Source organism: Micromonospora sp. U21 (assembly GCF_018070045.1).
Classification (GTDB): Bacteria; Actinomycetota; Actinomycetes; order Mycobacteriales; family Micromonosporaceae; genus Micromonospora.
In genome coordinates this window covers 83,224-104,473 of the sequence record NZ_JAGPYK010000021.1, presented here as the reverse complement: position 1 = coordinate 104,473, position 21,250 = coordinate 83,224, and the positions used below count along the sequence as shown (strand labels likewise).

Genomic DNA, 21,250 nt, shown 5'->3' with positions numbered 1-21,250 from the left:
GGCCCGCCGTCCCGGGTGGGAAGGAGGCCGGATGCGAGCCGTCGTCGCCGTACCGTCCGCTCTGCTCGTCGCGGTCCTGCTCGTCGCCGGCTGCGCCGACGGGTCACCGGGGGTCGCCGGCACCACGCCGCCGTCCGCGACCCGACCGGCGGCAGCGCCGTCGAATGCCGCGTCACCCACGGGTACGGCCGGACCGTTCAGCGGGACCGACATCGCCTGGCTCCAACTGACGGTGGCGATGGCCGACCGGCTGCTGCCCGTCCTGGACCTGGTGTCGGCCCGGACCACGGACCCCGACTGGCGGCGCCTCGCCACCCAGATCGAGGCCACCCACCGCGCCTACCTGGGCCGGTCCCGTCAGCTGCTGCACGAGTTCGGCGCACCGACGACCAACCCACACGAGGGCCACGACATGCCGGGCATGATCACGGCCGAGGAGCTGGCCGCGTTGCGGTCGGCGACCGGGACGTCGTTCCAGCGGCTGCTCGCGGGGCATCTGCGTGCGCACCTGACGCAGGCGGCCCGGATGGCCACCGCGGAGCAGCGGGGCGGCGTGCACCCGGCGACCACCACCCTGGCCGCCACGGTGGTCCGGGACGGCACCACCGACCTCGCGCGGCTCGACCGGCTCGACGCCCAGCGACCCGCCGGCCGTCGCCCTCAGGCGGCGTAGCGGGCGGCCAGGTCCACCGTTCGCCGGGCGGCGGCGACCATCGCCCGGTCGGCGAAGCGGCCGTCGGGCAGCACCACGGTCCCCGAGTCCCGTCGCTGCGCGTCGGCCACCGCGGCGAGCAGTTCCGCCGCGCGGGCCACCTCCCGGTCGGCCGGCCGGAACGCCTCGACGATCACGGGAAGCTGGCGCGGGTGGATCGCCGCGCGGCCGAGGAAGCCGAGCCGCCGACCGACGGTACAGGAGGCGGCCAGACCGGCGACGTCGGTGACGTCGGCGTACACCGACATCGCCGGCGGGACCAGGCCGGCGGCGCGGGCGGCCACCACCACCCGGCCCCGCGCCCAGAGCAGCCCGTCGTCGTCGCTCACCCCGAGGTCGGAGCGCAGGTCGGCCTCGCCGAGACCGATCGAGGCCACCGCGGGATGGGCGGACGCGATCGGGTACGCGGCCTCCAGCCCGAGCGCCGACTCGACCAGCGGGTGCAGCGGCACGTCGACCCGGTCGGCGAGCGCCGCCACCGTCGCGGCGGACTCCACCTTCGGCAGCCGCAGCCCGCCCAGCCCGGGCCGACCGGCCACCGCGGCCAGGTCGGCGTCGACGTCCGGCCCGGTCAGCTCGTTGACCCGGACCTGCACCGGCACCGGATGCGTCTCGGCGAGGAACTCGGCGACCGCCTCCCGGGCGTACGCCTTGTGCCCGGCGACGACGGCGTCCTCGAGGTCGAGGATGACGGCGTCGGCACCGGAGGCGACCGCCTTGGCGAACCGGTCCGGGCGGTCGCCGGGGACGTAGAGCCAGCTGAGCAGCATCAGAGCACTCCCCGCTCGCGCAGGGCGGCCAGCTCGTCGGCGCTCAGGCCGAGCGCACCGAAGACCGCGTCGGTGTCCTGGCCGTGCCGCCGGCCGGCGTGCCGGATCTCCCCGGGGGTGTCGGTGAGCCGGAACGGCACGTTCTGCATCCGCACCTCGCCCAATTCCTCGTCCGGGACGCTGCGCACGGTGCCCAGCGCCGCGTACTGCGGGTCGGCGAGGATGTCCCGCACGTCGTAGACCGGCGCGACCGCCGCCTGCGCCGTCTCGAACGCGGCCACCACCTCGTCGCGGTCGCGTTTCGCCACCCAGGCGCTCACGGCGGCGTCCAGCTCGTCGGCGTGCGCGGCCCGGCCGCTGCCGGTGGCGAACCACGGCTCCTCGATCAGCTCGGGTCGGCCGACCAGCCGCAGCACCCGCTCGGCGATGCTCTGCGCGCTGGTGGAGACGGCCACCCAGCGCCCGTCCGCGCAACGGTACGTGTTGCGCGGGGCGTTGTTGTTGGACCGGTTGCCCAGCCGGGGCTGGATGTAGCCGAGCTGGTCGTACCAGGTGATCTGCGGGCCCAGCATCGCCATGATCGGCTCGATGATGGCGAGGTCCACCACCTGTCCGGTGCCGGAGGCGTCCCGGGCTCGCAGGGCGAGCATCACCGCGTACGCGGCGGCGAGCGCGGTCACCGAGTCGGCCAGCCCGAACGGAGGCAGGGTCGGTGGGCCGTCCGGTTCCCCGGTGGCCGCGGCGAAGCCGCTCATCGCCTCGGCGAGGGTGCCGAAGCCGGGCCGGCGGGCGTACGGGCCGACCTGCCCGAACCCGCTGATCCGGGTGATGACCAACCGGGGGTTGATCTCGTGCAGCTCGGCCGGGCCGAGCCCCCACCGCTCCAGCGTGCCGGGGCGGAAGTTCTCCACCAGCACGTCGGCGTCGGCGAGCAGCCGGCACAGCAGCGCGGCGCCGTCCGGATCGGACAGGTTGAGGGTGACGGTCCGCTTGTTGCGGCCGAGCACCTTCCACCAGAGGCCGACGCCGTCCCTGGCCGGGCCGTGCCCTCGCGACGGGTCCGGCTTGGCGGGATGCTCCACCTTGACCACGTCGGCGCCGAAGTCGCCGAGGAACGCCGCCGCGAGCGGCCCGGCGAAGAGGGTGGCCAGGTCGACGACCTTGATCCCGTCCAGGGGTGCGGTCACCGGGTCACCTCCGTCGAGTCGGGCGCCACACCAGGCTCGGACACCAGGTCCGCGGCGCAGCGGAAACCCACCTGGTCGGAGCGGGTGAGCCCGGCACCGGTCAGCAGCAGCTTCACCGAGACGTCCGCCCGCTGCGGGCCGCCGTCGAGGTACCAGTCGGAGCCGTCCGCCCGGTGGTCCGCGCCGCCCTTGAGGATGGCGAACCGGGTGCGTCCGTCGGAGTGCTCGCTCTCGGTCAGGTTCCACACCAGCGGTTCCCGGCGGACCAGCAGCCCCGCCTCGGCGGCCACCTGCCACTCGTCCTCGGTGGGCAGCCGCAACCCGGCCCACGTCGCGTACGCCCGGGCGTCGGCCAGCTCCACCCCGGTCACCGGGGCATGGGCCGGCCCCTGGCCCGCGGTGAACCGTTCGGGGCGCACCGGCCGGTAGCCGGTGGCCCGCAGGAACTCGGCGTACTCGCCGTGGGTGACCTCGTGGGTGGCGATGGCGTACCGGCCGAGCTGAACGCTGCGGCGCAGCGTGCCGGTGTGGTGCAGCCGGGGCGGCAGTGGCTTCCACTCGTCGACGTAGGGCGCCTCGCCGTACAGCCCGGTCTCCCGTACCCGGTGCCGGACGACGAGGTCCCGCCGGCCGCCCTCGACGGCTGCCATGCCTCGCGGCAGCTGCGGCCGGGGCGCCCACGGGGTCCGGACGCGCACCGCGGCGCGGGCGGGGAAGGACGGGTCGCCGGTGGGTGGCTCGTGCCGCTGGACGGCGGCGTCGGTCACCATCACGGCGGCGATGGCGCCGGCCGGCAGCGGGCCGCCCACCGCCAGCCGACCGTCACCGGTCTCGGTGACGCTCAGCTCGGCGCCGGTGACCAGGTCCACGAATCGTCGGCCGGCCCGGACGTCGGTGACCAGCCACGGCCCGTCGTGGTCGGCGCCCCGGTTCACCACCGTCCACAGTGGCTCGTTGCCGTGCGTCCAGCGGGACGCGTACACCTGGCCCGCGCCGGGGTGGTCGGCGAGCGGGACCCAGTCCTCGGCGCGCAACCACGCGGCGTGGCTGGTCTGCACCCGGCGCATCGCCCGCAGCACCGCCCGGTCCCGGTCGTTCCAGCCGACCCAGACGCCGAAGACGCTCTCCCACACCAGCACCCCGACGCCGTTGAGCCACGCGGAGTGCAACTCGTCGAGGTGGTCGCGGTGCCAGCGGCGGGTGTGGTGCAGCACGTGCCGCCGCTCGAACCACTTCGCCCGCAGCACGCCGGGGACCTCGGAGTCGCCGAACCACTGCGCCCAGGACATCGCGTGGTCGGCGATCCGGGCCAGCGGGACCCGGCTCTCGCCTTCGAGGACCATCCCGGGGCGGACGGCGTCCAGCGCGGCGCGCAGCTCGCCGGCGCCCTCCTTGAGGGTGTCCAGGAAGACCCCGTCGACGCCGAGCTTGCCGGCCAGGGCCGCGACCTCCTCGGCGTCGCTGCCCGGCTCCCGGCGGGTGCCGGTGTCCCACGGGTTGTAGTCGATGAAGACCCGCACTCCGCGCTCCTGGAACGCCCGCACCACCTCCGGCAGCTCCGGCACGTCCCGGTACCAGTCGAACTGGTTGCGGTCGTCCAGGCCGATCACCGGGTACGCGTGCCAGAGCACCACCCCGTCGAAGCCCCCGAAGTCCCGTCCGGCCGCGTCGAGGAACTCGTCGACGGTGAAGACGCCGCGCTCGTGGTCGTAGAGCGCCTCGTCCCAGAGCCACGCCAGGCAGACGCTGAAGCAGTCGCCGGCGATCTCGTCGTAGTGGGTGCCGGTGTAGCCGATGCGCTCGCGGGCGTCGGCCCGCCAGCGGGTGAGCTGCTCCCGCCAGGCCGGCCAGTCGGCCGGGTGTGCCGGTGCGGCGAAGATCTTCGCCTCGTCCAGGGTGGTCAGGTCGGCGTGCCCGCCGAGCGGCACCTCGGTCGGCCGGTCGATCGGTCGCGGGACGTACGGGTTGAAGCTCACGGTGTACCTCGGTAGGTCGCGTCGTAGAGGGCGTCGATGGCGGACCGCTCGGGCAGGGCGGTGGACGCGCCGGGCCGCTGGGCGCAGGCCGCGCCGGCGGCGCACGCCCAGCGCAGGCTCGCCAGGACGGTGTCTTCGGTGGTGGCGCCGCCGCGCTCGGCCCAGCCCACGGCCAGCGCCCCGGTGAAGGCGTCGCCCGCGGCCGTGGTGTCCACCGCGTCGATGCGCGGAGCCGGGACCGCCAGGCGCAGACCGTGTCGGTCGGCGTACGCGGCACCGCGCGCGCCGCGGGTCAGCACCACCCGGGGCACCAGCTCCAGCAGGGCGTCGAGCAGCACCGACGGGTCGTCGGAGAAGACCCCGGCCACGACCCCCGCCTCGTGTTCGTTGACCACCAGCACGTCGACCAGGTCGAGCAGCTCCGTCGGCAGGACCGCGGCCGGTGCGGCGTTCAACACGACGGTCGTGCCCTCCGCCCGGGCCCAGTCTGCCGCCCGGACCACGGCGGCCAGCGGCACCTCGAGTTGGAGCAGCAGCACGTCCGCCGCGGCGATCGTCGTCCGGTCGTCGGCGTCCAGTTCGGTGAGTGTGCCGTTGGCGCCGGGCGCGACGACGATGAAGTTCTCCGCGTCCCGGTCGACGGCGATCAGCGCGATGCCGGAGGGACCGGCGACGGTCCGCAGGCCGCGAACGTCCACCCCCGCGCCGACCAGGCTCGCCCGCATCTGGGTACCGAACTCGTCGTCGCCGACCGCGCCCACGAAGTCGCAGGCGGCGCCGGCGCGGGCGGCGGCGACCGCCTGGTTGGCGCCCTTGCCGCCGGGCACGGTCCGGAAGTTCTCGCCCAGCACCGTCTCGCCGGGGCGGGGCAGCCGCGACGCCGTCACCACCAGGTCCAGGTTGCTGCTGCCCACCACCGCCACGCGCGCGCTCATGCCGTGCTCCTTTCCGTCCACCGGTGCTGCGTCATGATCCGCTCCCCGGCCGGGCCAGGGCCCGGGTCCGCTCCGCCAGCTCGTCGAAGCCGATCCCGTCGAACCCGGCGATGCTGCTGGCCAGCCGGTTGCGCAGCGGGGCGACCCACCGCGCCGGCAGCCCGGACGCCCCGGTGAGCGCCCCGGTCACCGCACCGACCGTCGCGCCGGTCGAATCGGTGTCCCAGCCGCCGCTGACCACCGCGGTGATGGACCGCTCCAGGTCGCCGCGGCCGTACGCCAGCGCGGCGGCCACCAGCGCGGCGTTGTTGCGCACGTGCACCCAGTGCAGGTGACCGTGCCGGGCGTGGAGCTCGTCGACCACGCGTTCCCAGTCCTCGGCTCCCGTGCCGAGGGCGCGCGCTTCGCGGACCGTGGCGGCGAACCGACTGCGCGGCGGCAGCACCGCCTCGGCCGCGTCCAGCACCTCGTCGACGGTGTCGGCGACAGGCGCGGCGGCGGCCAGGGCGGCGGCCCAGAGCGCGCCGTGCACGCCGCCCCGGACGTGGCTGACGGCGGCGTCCCTGAGTGCCAGCTCGGCGGCCCGGTCCGGCCGGCCGGGGTTGACCCAGCCGTACACGTCGGTGCGGATCTGCGCGCCGATCCATTCGCGGAACGGGTTGTGCCGGCGGGCGCTCTGCGGTGGCGCGAGCCCGAGCAGCAGGTTCCGGTACGCCACCCTCTCGGCGGTGAAGACCCGGCCACCGGGCAGCCAGTCCAGCCAGGCCTGCGCCACGTTGGCGCTGGTGAAGTCCCGCCCGTGCGTCTCCAGCACCCGCAGGGCCAGCAGCGCGTAGTTGAGGTCGTCGTCCTCGGGCATGCCGTCGATGTTCTCGGCGAGGCTGGTCGGCGCGCTGCGCCGGTTCCACGGCCAGCGCGCGGCGACGTCGGCCGGCAGTCCCTTCGCGGTGAACCAGTCGCGCAACGGCCATCGGTCGGTGACGGTGAGGATCTCCCGGATCCCCTCCCGGGGGATCTTCTCCACCGGCTTGCCGAGCAGGCAGCCGGCCGCCCGGCCGAGCCACGCACCGTGCAGCCGGTCGTGCGTCACGTCGGTCGGCAGCGACCAGCTCGCCGGCCAACCGGCCCGGAGCGCGGCCAGGTCGTCCGGCTCATCGTCGGTCGCGACGGTGGGCAACGCGTCGGCGGCGTCCAGCAGCTCCGCCGCGAGCGCCCGCAGCGCGGGCGGGGCCGCGGTCGGCGACGCCCCGCTGACCGGCGGGGTCAGGTCCCCGCCGGCCTCCATCCACCGCCGGGCGAGGGCCGCCACGTCGCGGCCCTCGTCCCGGCTGGCCGCCAACTCGTGGGGCAGCAGGTCCTCCGGCTGGACCCAGGTGATCCTCACCGGGCCGACTCCCCGTCCGCTGCGTGCTGCACGCCCCGGCCGGCCCCGCCGGCCAGGCCGGCGAAGCGCTCCGCGCGCCGGGTGAACCGGGCCTGGTCCCGCTCGAAGACCTCGCCGGCCACCGCCGCGAGGACCCGGGCCGGCTCCACCAGGTCGGTCCTGGAGGCGGTGGCGACCACCTCGGACCACTCCGCGGGCACCGCGGCGGCGCCGCCGAGCGCCCCGGCGATGGCAGCGGCCATGGTCGCGGTCGAGTCGGCGTCCCGGCCGTAGTTGACCGCGCCGAGCACCGCCGGGCGGAACTCGCCGCCGGCCACCACGAGCATGCCGATGGCCACCGGCAGCTCCTCGATGGCGTGCAGCCGGCTGGGCCGCCGCGCACCGAGGCCCGGGCTCCGGTACTCCTCCCCCACCGTGTCGTAGGGGGCGACCGCGGCGCGCAGCGCCGGGATCGCCTGCTTCCAGTCGTGGTGGCTCCGGGCCTCCTTGACCACCGCGTCGATCGCCGCCCGGGTGCCGTCACGCGCCAGGTCCAGCGCCGCGGTGACGACATCCTCGACGCCCGCGCCGGGGGTCGCCGCCGCGGCGACCGCCGCCGCGAACACGGCGGCGGCCTCCCGCCCGTAGCTGTGCTGGTGCGCTCCGGCGATCTCCACCGCCTCGGCGTACGCCCCGGCCGGATCGCCCGCGTTGACGATGCCGACCGGGGCCATGTACATGGCCGCACCACAGTTGACGATGTTGCCGACCCCGGCCTCGCGTGGGTCCGCGTGGGCGTGGTGCAGGCGGGTGACCAGCCACCGTTCGGCGGCCGCGAGCCGGTGGAAGGTCACCCCATCCCGCTCCAGGTCGGGGATGTAGACCACCCGCTCGATCAGGTCGGGGACCAGCAGCTCCACCACGTCGTACGCGTCGAGGTGGTCGCGTTTGGCCGCGTAGGCGCGGACCAGGGCGTGGGTCATCAACGTGTCGTCGGTGATGTGCCCGTCGCCCTTGTGGTACGGCGCGAGCGGTCGCGCGGTGGCCCAGTCGGCGTGGTACGGGGGCACGATGCCCTCGACCCAGCCGCCGAACCGCGCGCGGATCTGCTCCGGTAGTGCCGTCTCGGTGGCGCCGCCGAGGGCGTCTCCGACCGCGGCGCCGACCAGGCAGCCGACCGATGTGTCGAGCAAGAGTGACATGTCTACCTCAGAACCTGCTTGCCACCGTCGACCAGCTGCGTACCGAGCTGATCGAGGGTGATCTTGTTGGCGAAGTACTGCTGGAGAGCCGGGGTGGCGTACTTGGTCTTCCACTCCGGGTAGCCGTCGGCCTGCTGGAACGGGGCGACGGTCAGGTCCGCAGCGCTGTCCGCGGCGACGTCCCAGCCCTGCTTACCGGCGGTGATCTTGACCAGTTCCTCGTTGGCCTGCCTGCCGGTCGGAACCAGCCAGTCACCCTTGGCCAGCGCGGCCATGTTCGTCGGGTTCAGGAAGTACTCGAGGAACTGCGCGGCCTGCTTCTTGTGCTTGCTGTCCTCGGAGACGGACAGCGTCTGCGGGTTCGCCGCCTGCTTGGCGGAGAGTCCCTTGACCGGCGGCAGGGTGACCCACTCGAAGCCGGCCGGCGCCTGCTCGACCATCTGCTGACGCAGCGACACCGAGCCGGGCAGCATGGCGTACTTGCCGCCGAAGAAGCCGGGCAGGGTGTCCGCGCCGCTCATGCCGAGCGCCTCCGGGGACGCGGACTTCGCGGTGTAGATCATGTCGTGGATCCGCTTCGGGATCTCCTTCTCCGCGTCACCAACCCGGACCTCAGTGCGCCCGCCGTCGGTGTAGAAGAACTTCCCGTCGTAGTTGAGCGCCAGGTTGAGCACCCGGTTGGTCGGCGACTTCAGCGCCCAGGCCACGCCGTACTGGCCGGGCTTGGTGAGCTTCTGCGCGTTGCCCTGGAACTCGTCCCAGGTCCAGCCGCCGTCGGCCGGCGGCACCGCGACGCCGGCGGCGTCGAGCAGCTTCTTGTTGGCGATGACGACCTGCGACTCCAGCAGGAACGGCACGCCGGCGACCTTGCCGTCGAAGGTGGCGGTGTCCCAGACGCCCTGGTCGATCTGGCCCTTCAGGTCGCCCGAGACGAGCCCGGAGAGGTCGGCCAGGTAGCCCTGCTTGCTGAACTCGCCGATCGAGGACGCCTCGTAGTGCACGATGTCCGGTGCGTCGCCGCCCTCGAAGGAGGTCAGCAGCTGGTCGTGCACCGAGTTCCAGTCACCCTGGACGTACTCGACCTGGATGTCGGGGTGCTCGGCATTCCACTTGGCGACGAGGTCCTTGTTGACCTGTAGCGACTCCTTCTGCCAGGCGAGGCTGAGGAAGCGCAGTTTGACCGGGCCGGACGTGGCCTCGTCGCCGCCGCCGTCACCGCACGCGGCGAGCGCGCCGAGGCCGACGACCGCGACCGCGGTGGCCGCGGCCAGTCGACGGAATCGGGTACGGAGCATGGGGGTACCTCCTTGGTGGTGGTTGGGGGACGGTTCAGCCCTTGACCGCGCCGGCGAGCGACCCGGACGAGAGCCGGCGTTGCATGAACGCGAAGAAGATCAGGCTGGGCAGCGTGGCCAGCAGCGAGCCGGCGGCCAGCGGCCCGAGTCGGGCGGTGCCCTCGATGCCGACGAACCGGGCCAGCGCCACCGGCAGGGTGGCCAGCTCCGGCGTCTTGATCAGCACCAGCGCGAAGAAGAACTCGTTCCAGGCCGAGATGAAGGAGAAGAGCGCGGTCGCGACCAGGCCCGGGGCGAGCAGCGGGAAGACCACCCGGCGCAGGACCTGCACCCGGCTCGCCCCGTCCACCGACGCGGCCTCCTCCAGCTCCCGTGGGATGTTGCGGACGAAGCCCTGCAACATCCACAGCGCGAACGGCAGCGCCCAGACCACGTAGATCAGCACCAGCCCGGCGTGCGTGTTGGCCAGGCCGACCTGCCGCAGCACCAGGAAGATCGGGATGATCAGCAGCACGAACGGGAAGAGCTGCGACAGCAGCACCCAGCCCAGCGCCGCGGTGCCGAGCTTGGAGCGGAACCGGGCCAGCGCGTACGAGGCCGGCATGGCGACCAGCACGGTGAGCACCGCCGAGGCGAGCGAGACCTGGAGGCTGTTCAGCGCCGCCCGGCCCAGCTCCTGCTCGGTGAAGGCCTGGACGAAGTTCTGCACGGTCGGGTCGCTCGGGATGAGCGTGGGGTGCAGTCGCACCAGCTCCCGCGGCGGCTTGAACGCCGTCGAGAGCAGCCAGATCAGCGGGAACCCGAGGAAGATCAGGTAGCCGGCGAGCGCCAGGTACTGCAACGCCCGCCCGGTACGGCTCGGCTTTCCGAACATGTCAGTTCGCCTCCCTCAGCCGGCGCCGGAGATAGACGGCGAGCAGCGCGATGATGAGCACGACCATCACGTTGCCGAGCGCGGCGGCGTAGCCGTAGTTGCCGTAGCGGAACGCCTCCTCGTAGGCGAAGAGCATCGGCAGCATGGTCTTGCCGCCCGGCCCGCCCGCGGTCAGCACGTAGACCAGGCCGAACGAGTTGAAGTTCCAGATGAAGTCCAACGACGTGATCGCGACGATCACCGGGGCCAGGGCGGGCAGCGTGACGTGCCGGAACCGGTGCCATGTGCTGGCCCCGTCCACCGCGGCCGCCTCGTGCAGCTCGCGGCCCACCCCTTGGAGGCCGGCGAGCAGGACGACGGTGGTCTGCGGCATGCCGGCCCAGACGCCGACCAGGATCACGGCGGGCAGTGCCGTGCTGAAGTCGCCGAGCCAGTTGGTCCGCAGCCCGTCGGCGCCGATCCGGTGGAAGAACTCGTTGAGCAGGCCGGCGTCCGGGTGGTAGACGAGCTTCCAGAGGATGCCGACCACGACCGGCGGCATCGCCCACGGCACCACGGCGAGCACCCGGGCCACACCCCGGAAACGCAGCTGCTGGTTGAGCAGCAGGGCCAACCCGAGGGCGAGCAGGAACTGGAGCACCGTCACCCCGACCGCCCAGAGCAGCCCGATCTTGAACGAGTTCCAGAACAGCTCGTCGCCGAGGAGTTCCCGGTAGTTGGCCAGGCCGGTGAAGCTGACCTCGACGTTGCGCCCGGCCCGGGCGTCGGTGAAGCCGAGGTAGATGCCCCGCAGCAGCGGAAACACCGACAGCACCAGGATCGGCAGCAGCGACGGCAGGAGCAGCAGGTAGATGGCGGTCCGGTCGGAACGGAACCGGTTCGGCCGGCGGCCCGGTCCGGCCCGTTCGACGTCCGGCCGCTCGGCCAGCGTGGTCATGCGGTCACCCCTTCGCTGGACGGGTGGGTGGTCGGTGGGCCGGCCGGCCGGGGCGCCGGCAACGGAGTGCCGCTGGACGCGCGGATGGCGAGGCTCGGTGGCACCTGCTCGCGCCGCGGCGGCAGGGTCGGGTCGGCGATGCGTTGCAGGAGCAGCTCGGCGGCCCGGTGTCCACGCTCGGCGGAGCCGAGCGAGACGCTGGAGAGCTGGGGAAACATCATCCGGGCGAGTTCGGTGTCGTCCATGCCGACGAGGGCGACGTCCTGCGGCACCTGGCGCCCGGCGGCGAGCAGGGCGTGCAGCGCCCCGACCGCGATGAGGTCGTTGGCGCAGACCAGGGCGTCCGGGTCGGCGCGGGCGAGCAGCCGTTCGGTGGCGGCCCGGCCGGCGACGTACTGGAAGTCGCCGACCTCGATCAGGTCCTCGTCGAGAGGGATGTCGTGCCGCGCCTGCGCTGCCCGGAAGCCGGCGTCACGCGCGGCGCCCGGGACGGTGTCGAGCGGGCCGTTGACGAAGCCGATCCGGCGTCGGCCGCTGGCGACGAGGTGGTCCACGGCCAGCGCCACACCGTGCCGGGAGTCGGTACGCACGTTGTCGACCGCGGCGTCCGCGCCGAGCTGGCCGACCACCACCACCGGCACCGGGCTGTCCACCAGCGCGGTCAGGTGGTCGTCGGTGACCCGGATCGGCGAGACGATCATCCCGTCCACGTAGCGGTTGGCCAGCCGGCGCAGCAGGGCGGTCTCGTTGTCGATCCGTCCACCGGTCGCGTGCACCAGCAGCTGCCGCCCGGAGGAGGCGACCACGGCCTCGATGGCGCGCATCATCTCGACGTAGACCGGGTTGCCGATGTCCTCGACGGCGAGCGCAACGAGGCCGGTGCGCTGGGACTGCAACGACCGGGCGATCGCGTTCGGCACGTAGCCCACCTCGGCCGCCGCGGCGCGTACCTTGCGGATCGTCTCCGGGCTGCCGCCGATGCCGTTGAGCACCCGCGAGGCGGACGCGATGGAGACACCGGCGCGGGCGGCGACCGTGTGCACCGTGGGCCGGCCGTCAGCCGGTTCCTGTAAACGTTTACGACCCACGTTCGGCACCTCCACCCGATAGCTGTAAACGTTTCCGGGAGTCTGCGCCGCCTGCGGCGGAGAGGTCAAGGGCTCGTTACGAAAACGTTTCCAACGGTGGACGGCTCGAGAGCGAGAGCGACCTCGCGACCCGGCCAGCGGGACCTGAGTCGCCGGTCATGACTGGCGACGACGATGGCGCCCGGACCGGTGCCCAGGGCCTCCTCCAGCTCGTCGCAGAGCCGCGGCGAGAGATGGTTGGTCGGCTCGTCCAGCAGGAGCAGCTCCGGCGGGTCGGCGACGAGCAACGCGAGGGCGAGCCGACGACGCTGGCCGACCGACAGTTCCGCCACCGGTCGGTCGAGGTCCGCGGGCGCGAGCAGTCCGAGCGACGACAGCGGCACCGCCTCGGCCCGCTCCGCACCGACGGCCCCATCGAAGACGTCCCGGACGGTCCGCAGCGGATCCTCGAAGGTGGTGTCCTGGGTCAGCAGGCCGACGCGCAGGTCCGGCCGACGCCAGACAGCGCCGGTGCCGCTGACACGTCCGGCGAGGACGGCTAGCAGCGTCGACTTGCCCGCACCGTTCGGGCCGCTCACCAGCAGCCGGTCGCCGGCCGTGACCTCGAGGTACGCCATCGACAGCCGGCCGGGTATCCGGACCTGCTGCAACGTGGCGACGACGTTGTCGCCGGCGCCGGTGGCGAGAACGGATGCGTGAAAGCGCAACGGCTGTGGCGGCCTGGCGACCTGATCGCGCTCCAGTGCCTCCAGGCGGCGGGTGGCGGCGCGGACGCGGCGGGAGATCTGGTTCTGCACCCGCCCGGCGGTGTGCCCGTACCCCATCTTCTCGCTGTCGCGCGGGCCCCGGCCGGGTGCGACCTGATGCCCGGTCACGGCGGCGGCCTGCCGCAGTTCGGCGAGCCGCGCCTGCTCGTCGTCGTAGCGTCGGCGCCAACGCTCGGCCTCGGCGCGTTTCTGCGCCAGATACGCGCTGTAGCCGCCGCCGTACCGGACCGGACCCTCGACCGCCGGATCCAGATCGATGACGTCGGTGCACACCGCGTCCAGGAACGCCCGGTCGTGGCTCGCCACCACGACCACTCCGGGCAGCGCGCGGAGTTGGTCCTCGCAGAACGCCGCCGCCGCGTCGTCGAGATGGTTGGTGGGCTCGTCGAGCAGCAGCGCGTCCGGCCGGCGGATCAGCATCGCGGCCAGCGCGAGGCGGCCACGCTGCCCGCCGGACAGCGCCCTGAGCCTCCGATCGTGCGCCACTCCGCCGAGGCCGAGGCCGGCGAGCACCCTCATGGCGCGCCGGCCGGCGTCCCAGGCGTCACGGTCCTGCGCCCGCTCCAGTGCCTCGCCGTACGCGGCCAGCAACTGGGCGTGCCGCTCCGTGCCCTCCGGCGCGTCGCTCAGCGCGGGGCCGAGCCGGTCCAGCTCGGCGAGGTCCGCTCGGGCCTCGCGCAGCGCGTCATCGAGCACCGTGGCGACGGTCGCGGACGGGGCGTAGGGCATCTCCTGGTGCAGGAAACCCAGATCCGGCGGGCGCGCGACGGTGCCGGAGTCGGGTTCGTCGACGCCGGCCAGAACCCGCAACAGGGTCGTCTTGCCGGTGCCGTTCTCGCCGATCAGGCCGATCCGGTGGCCGGGCGCGGCGGTCAGGGAGACACCGTCGAGCACGCGGCGGCCACCCCGGACGCGCAGCAGGTCGTGGGCGATGAGGGCGGGTCGAGCAGACATGAGGACCTCGGAGTAGGAAGATCCGGGCGCACACGGGCGGCCCGGCGTGAGCAGGGCATGACGACAGAGGCCGCGGCGACGGCGGCGCGATCACGCGCCCGTCGGCGGCCGGTCCGGGCTCTCACCCGGAGATGTCGTCGTCACCTGCCACGCTTGCTCCGATCTCCCACAACTCGGGCGAAAGGATAGCTCAGCGCGGGCGCTCGGCTCACGGTGTGGCGCGGCATGCCTCAGCCCGCGCCCATGTCCGACGAGCTGAGAAGAGATCCCGACACGATCAGGCGGTGCGGGCGCCCGACCGCAGGGAGTCGATGGTGAGGTCGAGAACGGCCTCAAGATGATCGATCTTCCCGGTGGAGAGCAGCAGCAGTACGCCGCCCTGGATGCCCGCCAGCAGCGCCGCGGCGGCGCGGTCGGCGTCTACCTCGGGGGCGATGTCCCCGGTCGACTGCATGTGCCGGATGCCCTCGGTGATCGCCTTCTGCCAGCGCCACATGAGCCCGGTCACCACCGCCTGCGCTCCCGGCCCACGCCGGCCCGCCTGGCCGAGCAGACCGTTGAGCGGGCATCGCACGCCCTGCGCGAGGTAGCGCTCGATGAGCCGGTCGCGCCACGCCAGCCACGCCGGCCAGGACGTCAGGTTGCTGAGCATCGGCTCCTGGTCGATGAGCACCTGGTCGGCCTCGTGCTGGGCCACGGCGAGCAGCAGCTCCTCCTTGCCCTCCGGGAAGTAGTGGAAGAGCTGGCCCTTGCTGGTGCCGGTGCGGGCCATCACATCCTCGAGGCGGACCTCGTCGACGCCGCGCTCACGGATCTCGGCGGCGGCACCTGCGACGATCCGCGCCCGGGTCGCCTCGCCCTTGCGGGTCAACGCGCGCGTCATTGCGACCTCCATCACCAATTCTCGTCTGGACCGGCCAGTCCAACCCTAGCTCGCTCTTTGGACTTGCCGGTCCATTTCTAGCGAGCAAAAGTCTTGGCCACGCGGTCCGCTCCGGGCCGACGCGCGATCGGAAGGACGCAACGATGAACCAGTACTACCTGCTCGGGCGGTCCGGTCTGCGGGTGAGCCGACTGGCGCTGGGCACGATGAACTTCGGCGTCGACGGGTTCCACGCCGCGTACGGCAGGACCGAGGAGGAGGCGGAGCCGATCTTCCGCCGCTATCTGGAGGCGGGCGGGAACCTCATCGACACGGCGGACTTCTACACCGCCGGCGAGAGCGAACGCATCCTCGGCCGCCTGATCGACCGGGCCGGTGTCCGGGATCGGCTCGTGCTCACCAGCAAGGCCACCAACACCATCGACCCGAGCGACCCGAACGCCAGCGGTAACGGCCGCAAGCACATCGTGCGGGCGGTGGAGGCTTCGCTGCGCCGTCTGGGCACCGACTACATCGACCTGCACCTGCTGCACACCTGGGACCGGATCACCCCGGTCGAGGAGGTCGTGCACACCCTCGACGACCTGGTACGCGCCGGCAAGATCCGGTACGCCGGCCTCTCCGACGTACCGGCCTGGTACGCGGCGCGGGCGCAGAGCTACGCCGAGGCGCACGGGCTCGCCCCGATGATCACCGTGCAGCTCCCGTACTCCCTGGTCATGCGGGACATCGAGGCGGAGTACGTGTCGATGGCCCAGACCCTCGGCATGGGCCTTACGGCCTGGAGCCCGATCGGTGGCGGCCTGCTCAGCGGCAAGTACCGGCGGACCGGCGAGGGCATGAGCGGGACCGGTCGGTTGACCAATCCCGACGCCCCGGGTCGGGAGATCAACTCCAGGGACTGGCAGGTGATCGAGGCGCTGGAGGGCGTGGCCGCCGACCTGGGCCACAGCATGGCCCAGGTCGCGATCAACTGGGTGGCCACCCAGCCGGCGGTCGCCTCGGTGGTCATCGGAGCGAGCAGCCCCGAGCAGCTGGACAGCAACCTCGCCGCGCTCGACTTCGAGATCCCGGCGGACGCCCGTCGCCGGCTCGAGGAGGCCAGCGCACCACACGTCGGGATGCCCTACGGGATGTTCACCCCGCAGTACCAGTCCTGGGTCGTGAGCCCCGGCCTCGGCATCGGCGACAAGCCAGCCGGATACGCCCCGCCGGTGTTCAACGGCGCCACCCAGCCCGTCAACTGAAGGAGCACGACGAACGCACAGGGCCTTCGCGGCGACAGCACCGCCGCGAAGGCCCTGTGCGTGCACCCGCCGGCTCGCCGCCGCAGGTTCGGAAGCGGAGGGTCAGACGACGGAGACGGCGACCAGGGCGACGGCGGAGCCGGCGAACACCACCGTGTTGCGGAGGTAGGTCTGGGCGCGTACCCAGCGAGGGAAGGCGCCCTCGGCGGCCTGGAGGAAGGGCCTGACCTGGACGCGGCTCAGCTCCGGGTCACCCTTGCGGCGAAAAGCGGCCTCGACGGACCGCACGGCGGTGAGGTTGCTGTAGACGATCACCACGTTCATCAGCACGACCAGCGAGGAGAAGATCCAGGTCAGCAGCTGGGCCAGGTCGGTGCCGGCGAGGTTCAGGGCCGCGGTGGCGATCATGACCGCGGCGACGGCCACCGGTGCTGCGGTCTCGTGGCCACCGGCATCGAACCGGAGCCTGTTCTCCTCCAGTACCCCCGGGCGCACGTTCTGGCGGCGGAGCTCGGCCTCCGCGGCGGCCTTCGCGACCGGGCCGAAGCGATGACGGACCACCGGGATGCTGAGGAAGGCTACGGCGACGAGCAGTTGCATCACGGCGGCGAGGGTGTTCACGGGGTCTCCTTCGAGTTGCACTAAGTTCAAGTGAGCTGGGATGACGCTAACCCAAGACTTGAACAATGTGCAAGTGTCGCGTTGAACTTTGTGCAAGCCATTGCGTAGCCTGCGGGTCATGGCACGCGAGACCCTCACCCGAGACCAGATCGTCCGCACCGCCGTCGAACTCCTCGACGCCGAGGGCCTCGAAGGCCTGAACATGCGCGCCCTGGGCAAACGCCTCGACTCGGCCGCCACGGCCATGTACTGGCACGTCAAGAACAAGGACAACCTCGTCCTGCTCGCCACCGACCAGGTGTGGGGCGAGCTCTCGCTGCCCGACCTGGACGCGGTCGACTGGCGCAGCGCGGCCACCACCATGGCCGTCGACCTGTACGGGATGTTCACCCGGCACCCCTGGCTGGTGCAGGCCTTCGCCGCCCACGTCCTCTACGGAGAGGGCAAGGCACGGCACGACGACCACACTCTCGCCGTCTACGAGGCCGCCGGCTTCACCGGCACCCAGGCCGACCAGGCCGCCTCCGCCGTCTTCACCTACGTCCTCGGCAACGCGGCCGGCGTCGCCGCGACCGCCTCGCTCACCCGGAAACTCACCCGGGACGACACCACCGCCGAGGAACAGTTCCAGGACGCCATGACCAAGGCCCAGGAGATCGCCAGGCGCCACCCCCGCCTCCGTGCGCGCCTGGAGACCCCGGCGGCGGCCACCTATGCCGCCGCTCCCGACAGGGCCTTCGAGTTCGGTCTCCAGGCGCTTCTCGACGGCCTGGAGCGGCAACGGGCCGAAGGGTGAACCAGCGTGCTCTCACGACCGTGGGGTAGCAGGCGTGGCGTCCCCACCTCGTCCGACGGCTACTCGCCTGCGCTGGTCTTCTGGGCACGGCCGGACGTCGCCGCCGGGTCGCCCTCGTACAGCGCGACGTACAGCCGGTGCAGGTCGGATCCGCCGGTGCCGAGCGCGGCGAGGTCGAGCACGTCGTGGCGGAGGCCCAACGACTCCGGCAGCTCGCAGACGCGGAGCGGGATGTTGTTCGCCTCGGCGATCCTGGCCGGCACTGTCACCGCCGCCCGACGGTCCACCACCCCGTCCAGCGGGCTGATCGCGACCGCCGCGGTCAGCAGTCCGGTCCGTCGCGGTCGATCCGGGAGACCGCGCGCGACCGTCAGGTACTGCGTGACGGCGGACAGGGAGTAGCCGCGCGAGGTGACGCGGTCAGGGAGGATGCGGTGCCCGTACAGCACGATGAGCGGCTTGACGGCGAACGCCGGCGCCTGACGCGGATCGGGGCCGAAGAACGGCGACAGCAGCAGCAGGCGCCGCACGACGTCGCCGCGGACCTGGGCCAACCAGGCGGCCAGGACCGCGCCGCCGGAGATCCCCACGACACCGACCTCGTCCCCGAGACCCGCCGCGACGGTCAGCGCCTGGGCGGCGTACGCGGTCAGCGCACCGGCCTCGATCTGGTGATGGGCCCGCCGGTCGACGGTGCCGTGGTGGGGGGCGCGCGGAACCCAGACGTTGTAGCCACGGGCGAAGAACTCCTCGGCCAGCTCGTCGAACTGGTCCGGCGCGTGGGTGTATCCGTGCAGCAGCAGCACGACCCTGCCGGTACGAGAGCCGTGGCTCAGCAACCGGCTGCGCGACTCCGGCCGAACCAGCGGATCCGCGGCCTCGGCCGCCATGATGGTCTCGGCGACACGGGTGGCGGCGGCGAAGTCGAGCGGCTGCGCGGGTGCCCCACGCAGTTCACGGCGGCGTAACGGCCAGAGATGGAGCCCGACGACCGCCGACACGAGCAGTGTCAACCCGGCCCCGACCAGGGCTGTGCAGTAGTCGAAGAACGTCTGATGGTCAGCGATCAGTTCCATCGACGCCGCGCCTGGTGGTGAGTGCTGGCAACGATCTTCGGCACCGCCAGATCCTCCCACCGACCGTCCGGTCGATCCGGCCGTGGGTACGGTGTACGCCCTGGTGGCGCCAGGGCGTACCCCGATCAGCTAGTCCAAATGGCCGGCGGCGACCGCCGGACCGGGCGGGGCCGCCGAGGCGGGCGGCGTGCCGGTCGCCGGCGCGAAGAGGACCCGTGAGCGCAGCTGCCGGAACCCGGTCCGTTCCAGCTCCGCCAGCACCGCCACCCGGTGGGCGTCCACGTCGGCGAGCACCTCCCGGGCGCCGCCGGCTGCCAGCGCCCGGACCGCCTCGACCAGCAGCTCACTTCGGACGGCCTCGTCGAACAGACCCAGGTAGGCGATGAGCGGGTAACAGGCGTCCCCCGCTGGTCGGACCAGCCCGACCGGCACGCCGTCGTCCAGCGCGATTCGCCACTCGCTGGCCGAGCCGCTCAGCCAGGCCAGCGGGTCGGTGGCCAGGTCGACGCCGCCGACCGCCCGCGCTGTCTCCATGCCGGTCAGCACGTCCGGCTCGGCGATCCGGGCGACCAGTGCGTTGATCTCCGTCGGGTCGGCGGCCGGGCGGAAAACGTACCGCCCGGAGACGGCCGGCAACGGCGTGCCCGTCCAGGAACACCTCAGCCGCTCCCCCCGCTCGACCAGCCCGGCGAGCCGAGCCGCCGCCATCGGCGCCTCCATCACGGCCAGCACCTCGGGCCGGCGCCGCCAGTGCGCCGGCATGGCGGCGAAGTACAGGCCGGGACCGCCCAGCGCCTCGTGGGCGGCGCGCAGCAGCGCGGCGCCCACCTCCGGCTCGGCGTCCAGGTCGAACCGCTCCAACCAGGGCGCACCGACGGCACCGGGCGGGAGGAGCCAGGCCGCCCGGGCGACCACCCGGCCGCTTCGGAGGGCGACCCAGGTGTTCTCGGGTCGGTAGCCGCCGCCGGCGATCCCGTCGGCGTAGCTGACCTGACGCAGTTGGGGTAGCGGATCGGGCATGGAGTCGAACACGTGTTCCTCGCCCGCGACAAGCGGACGGATGACCAGGTCGGTCATAGGTTGATCCTCCGGAAAGCGAGCGCCCCGGGTCAGATCCGCGTGGACGCCGGGGCGCGGAGGGGGCGCAGAACATCGGACATTGTTCTGACCTCCTCCCGGCTCGACGGCGTGCCCGAAAAACCTATCGGAGGTCCTCGCCGCCCCGCAAGGCCGCGCTCGGGCTGCCGTGCAGGTGGAGTCGGGCAGCCCGAGCGCCCGGCTACAGCGGCGGATTGGTCTCCGACCCGCGCCGATGGGCGGACCCGTCGGCGATGGCGATCGCGGCCAGGATCAACCCGGCGGTGACAACCGCCGCGATCGGCGGAAGGAACACCATGGGCGGCGCCGCGACGACCAGCGCCAGCGCACCGAGCAGCAGTATCCGGCAGCGCGGCCCGGCGGGGCGCAACTGCTCCAGGTAGGTCCGCCCGATCAGGAACAGCACCGGGCCGCCGAAGATGATGGCCACCAACGCCCAGTCGATCGGCGGATTCGGGTCCTCGATGACCTGCCCGAAGCCGACGGCGGTGCAGATGATGCCGCCGACGATGAGCAGCAGGCTGAAGCTCGCCCACCGGGACAGTTGCATCCCCTCCCCGGGCGGACTGGCGGTCGTGTCCCGACCCGGACCGAAGTGGTAGAAGTAGATCCGCCAGAAGGCCACCACCGCCACGAACGCGGCGACGAGGGTGATGGTCCGCAGGGTCGAGAAGCCCGGGAAACTGATGGTGATGCCGGCTTCGAGCACCACCTCGGCGAGCGCGATCATGAAGAACTGGTTGTACCGCTCGGCGAGGTGCACGTAGGAGACTTCGGACATGGCGCGGCGGCGTGCGCGGGCAACCATGAGGGCGGGCCAGTTGGTGGCGGCCCCGACGATTTCGATGGTGAGGGCGATGGTCCAGAAGACGCCGCGGCCGAGCCCTCCGCTGATGCCGCCGCCAATCCAGAGCACGCCGGACACCGCGTGCCAGCTCAGCACCCGGGCCGAGACCTCGCGCATCGGGTGACCCCGAAGGGCCCAGGTCAGGTACAGCGGGCGGCCGACCTGAATGAGGACGTACGCGCAGGCGAAGATCACACCGCGCTGACCGAACGCCTGAGGCAACGTGACCGCCAGCACCAGCGTGCCGAACATCGTCGCCAGCAGGACGATCTGGATGTCGGTGCGACGCGGGTCGTAGGTGCTCGCCATCAGGGAGTTGAGCGACCAGATCATCCACATCGCCGCGAAGAACAGCACCGTCTGACCGGCCTCCGACAGCAGCGCGTGCCGGACGATGGTCAGGTCGTCCGCGACCCGCCCGGCGAGACGGACGAGCGCGAAGACATAGACGATGTCGAAGAGCAGTTCCAGGACGGTCGCCCTGTCCGGGCTCCTGCTGTCCCCGAGCCCTCGAAACGCTGCGCCCGTCCGCACCGGACGGGGTCAGCTACCGGCCAGGGCCGCCGGCACGGGCACCGGGGCGTCCAGCCGCCAAGCCTGGTGGCGGTGCTCGGTGATCTGC

General features: G+C 72.8%; 19 protein-coding genes. 3 read left to right on the top strand and 16 right to left on the bottom strand.

Going from position 1 to position 21,250, the window contains the following annotated elements; translation table 11 throughout:
- The first annotated feature begins 31 nt into the window (after positions 1 to 31).
- Positions 32 to 673, top strand: a complete 642-nt coding sequence (locus KBX63_RS24515; RefSeq protein WP_210914871.1) for a DUF305 domain-containing protein — start codon at positions 32 to 34, stop codon at positions 671 to 673.
- Here the strand turns inward: KBX63_RS24515 and KBX63_RS24510 are convergent.
- From KBX63_RS24510 to KBX63_RS24455, 12 genes are all read right to left on the bottom strand, one after another.
- Positions 661 to 1,482, bottom strand: coding sequence for a CoA ester lyase (locus KBX63_RS24510; RefSeq protein ID WP_210914866.1), 822 nt, complete (start codon positions 1,480 to 1,482; stop codon positions 661 to 663). The genes KBX63_RS24515 and KBX63_RS24510 overlap by 13 nt on opposite strands.
- Positions 1,482 to 2,669: a CaiB/BaiF CoA-transferase family protein gene (locus tag KBX63_RS24505; RefSeq protein ID WP_210914861.1), complete on the bottom strand. Its 1,188-nt coding sequence runs from the start codon at positions 2,667 to 2,669 to the stop codon at positions 1,482 to 1,484. The genes KBX63_RS24510 and KBX63_RS24505 overlap by 1 nt, the downstream gene beginning before the upstream one ends.
- On the bottom strand, positions 2,666 to 4,645 hold the full coding sequence (locus KBX63_RS36500) for an SUMF1/EgtB/PvdO family nonheme iron enzyme (RefSeq protein ID WP_307871820.1): 1,980 nt from the start codon (positions 4,643 to 4,645) through the stop codon (positions 2,666 to 2,668). The genes KBX63_RS24505 and KBX63_RS36500 overlap by 4 nt, the downstream gene beginning before the upstream one ends.
- A complete protein-coding gene (locus KBX63_RS24495; RefSeq protein WP_210914859.1) occupies positions 4,642 to 5,580 on the bottom strand; it encodes a ribokinase in 939 nt (312 codons plus the stop codon). Before KBX63_RS24495 ends, KBX63_RS36500 begins: the two co-directional genes overlap by 4 nt.
- Positions 5,581 to 5,611: 31 nt before the next feature.
- Entirely contained in the window at positions 5,612 to 6,964 is a 1,353-nt protein-coding gene (locus KBX63_RS24490; RefSeq protein ID WP_210914855.1) for an ADP-ribosylglycohydrolase family protein, read from the bottom strand.
- Positions 6,961 to 8,145, bottom strand: a complete 1,185-nt coding sequence (locus KBX63_RS24485; protein WP_210914851.1) for an ADP-ribosylglycohydrolase family protein — start codon at positions 8,143 to 8,145, stop codon at positions 6,961 to 6,963. The genes KBX63_RS24490 and KBX63_RS24485 overlap by 4 nt, the downstream gene beginning before the upstream one ends.
- A gap of 2 nt (positions 8,146 to 8,147) precedes the next feature.
- Positions 8,148 to 9,440 (bottom strand): ABC transporter substrate-binding protein, encoded by a 1,293-nt coding sequence (locus tag KBX63_RS24480; RefSeq protein WP_210914847.1) that lies wholly within the window; start codon positions 9,438 to 9,440, stop codon positions 8,148 to 8,150.
- Between the two features lie 34 nt (positions 9,441 to 9,474).
- The gene (locus KBX63_RS24475; RefSeq protein WP_210914846.1) at positions 9,475 to 10,314 is read right to left on the bottom strand and encodes a carbohydrate ABC transporter permease; all 840 of its coding nucleotides are present in this window, start codon (positions 10,312 to 10,314) and stop codon (positions 9,475 to 9,477) included.
- Position 10,315: 1 nt separating this feature from the next.
- Positions 10,316 to 11,251: a carbohydrate ABC transporter permease gene (locus KBX63_RS24470; RefSeq protein WP_210914845.1), complete on the bottom strand. Its 936-nt coding sequence runs from the start codon at positions 11,249 to 11,251 to the stop codon at positions 10,316 to 10,318.
- The gene (locus KBX63_RS24465; RefSeq protein WP_307871819.1) at positions 11,248 to 12,339 is read right to left on the bottom strand and encodes a LacI family DNA-binding transcriptional regulator; all 1,092 of its coding nucleotides are present in this window, start codon (positions 12,337 to 12,339) and stop codon (positions 11,248 to 11,250) included. Before KBX63_RS24465 ends, KBX63_RS24470 begins: the two co-directional genes overlap by 4 nt.
- A 65-nt stretch (positions 12,340 to 12,404) precedes the next feature.
- Entirely contained in the window at positions 12,405 to 14,060 is a 1,656-nt protein-coding gene (locus KBX63_RS24460; RefSeq protein ID WP_210914841.1) for an ABC-F family ATP-binding cassette domain-containing protein, read from the bottom strand.
- Between the two features lie 277 nt (positions 14,061 to 14,337).
- The gene (locus tag KBX63_RS24455; protein WP_210914837.1) at positions 14,338 to 14,943 is read right to left on the bottom strand and encodes a TetR/AcrR family transcriptional regulator; all 606 of its coding nucleotides are present in this window, start codon (positions 14,941 to 14,943) and stop codon (positions 14,338 to 14,340) included.
- Positions 14,944 to 15,086: 143 nt separating this feature from the next.
- Between KBX63_RS24455 and KBX63_RS24450 the strand changes: the two genes are divergently transcribed.
- Positions 15,087 to 16,190 (top strand): aldo/keto reductase, encoded by a 1,104-nt coding sequence (locus KBX63_RS24450; protein ID WP_210914834.1) that lies wholly within the window; start codon positions 15,087 to 15,089, stop codon positions 16,188 to 16,190.
- Between the two features lie 102 nt (positions 16,191 to 16,292).
- On the opposite strand, the gene KBX63_RS24445 is transcribed toward KBX63_RS24450, so the two are convergent.
- Entirely contained in the window at positions 16,293 to 16,811 is a 519-nt protein-coding gene (locus KBX63_RS24445) for a hypothetical protein (protein WP_210914832.1), read from the bottom strand.
- A gap of 118 nt (positions 16,812 to 16,929) precedes the next feature.
- Here KBX63_RS24445 and KBX63_RS24440 point away from each other — a divergent pair, with 118 nt between their 5' ends.
- The gene (locus tag KBX63_RS24440) at positions 16,930 to 17,607 is read left to right on the top strand and encodes a TetR/AcrR family transcriptional regulator (RefSeq protein WP_210914829.1); all 678 of its coding nucleotides are present in this window, start codon (positions 16,930 to 16,932) and stop codon (positions 17,605 to 17,607) included.
- A 59-nt stretch (positions 17,608 to 17,666) separates the two neighbouring features.
- Here the strand turns inward: KBX63_RS24440 and KBX63_RS24435 are convergent, their stop codons facing one another.
- The 3 genes from KBX63_RS24435 to KBX63_RS24425 all read right to left on the bottom strand — a co-directional run bounded on the left by KBX63_RS24435 (position 17,667) and on the right by KBX63_RS24425 (position 21,162).
- Positions 17,667 to 18,683, bottom strand: a complete 1,017-nt coding sequence (locus tag KBX63_RS24435; RefSeq protein ID WP_210914826.1) for a carboxylesterase — start codon at positions 18,681 to 18,683, stop codon at positions 17,667 to 17,669.
- Positions 18,684 to 18,812: 129 nt separating this feature from the next.
- Positions 18,813 to 19,760: an acetyltransferase gene (locus KBX63_RS24430; RefSeq protein WP_247662996.1), complete on the bottom strand. Its 948-nt coding sequence runs from the start codon at positions 19,758 to 19,760 to the stop codon at positions 18,813 to 18,815.
- Between the two features lie 202 nt (positions 19,761 to 19,962).
- Complete coding sequence (locus KBX63_RS24425) at positions 19,963 to 21,162, bottom strand: low temperature requirement protein A (RefSeq protein WP_210914824.1); 1,200 nt, start codon at positions 21,160 to 21,162, stop codon at positions 19,963 to 19,965.
- Positions 21,163 to 21,250 lie beyond the last annotated feature (88 nt).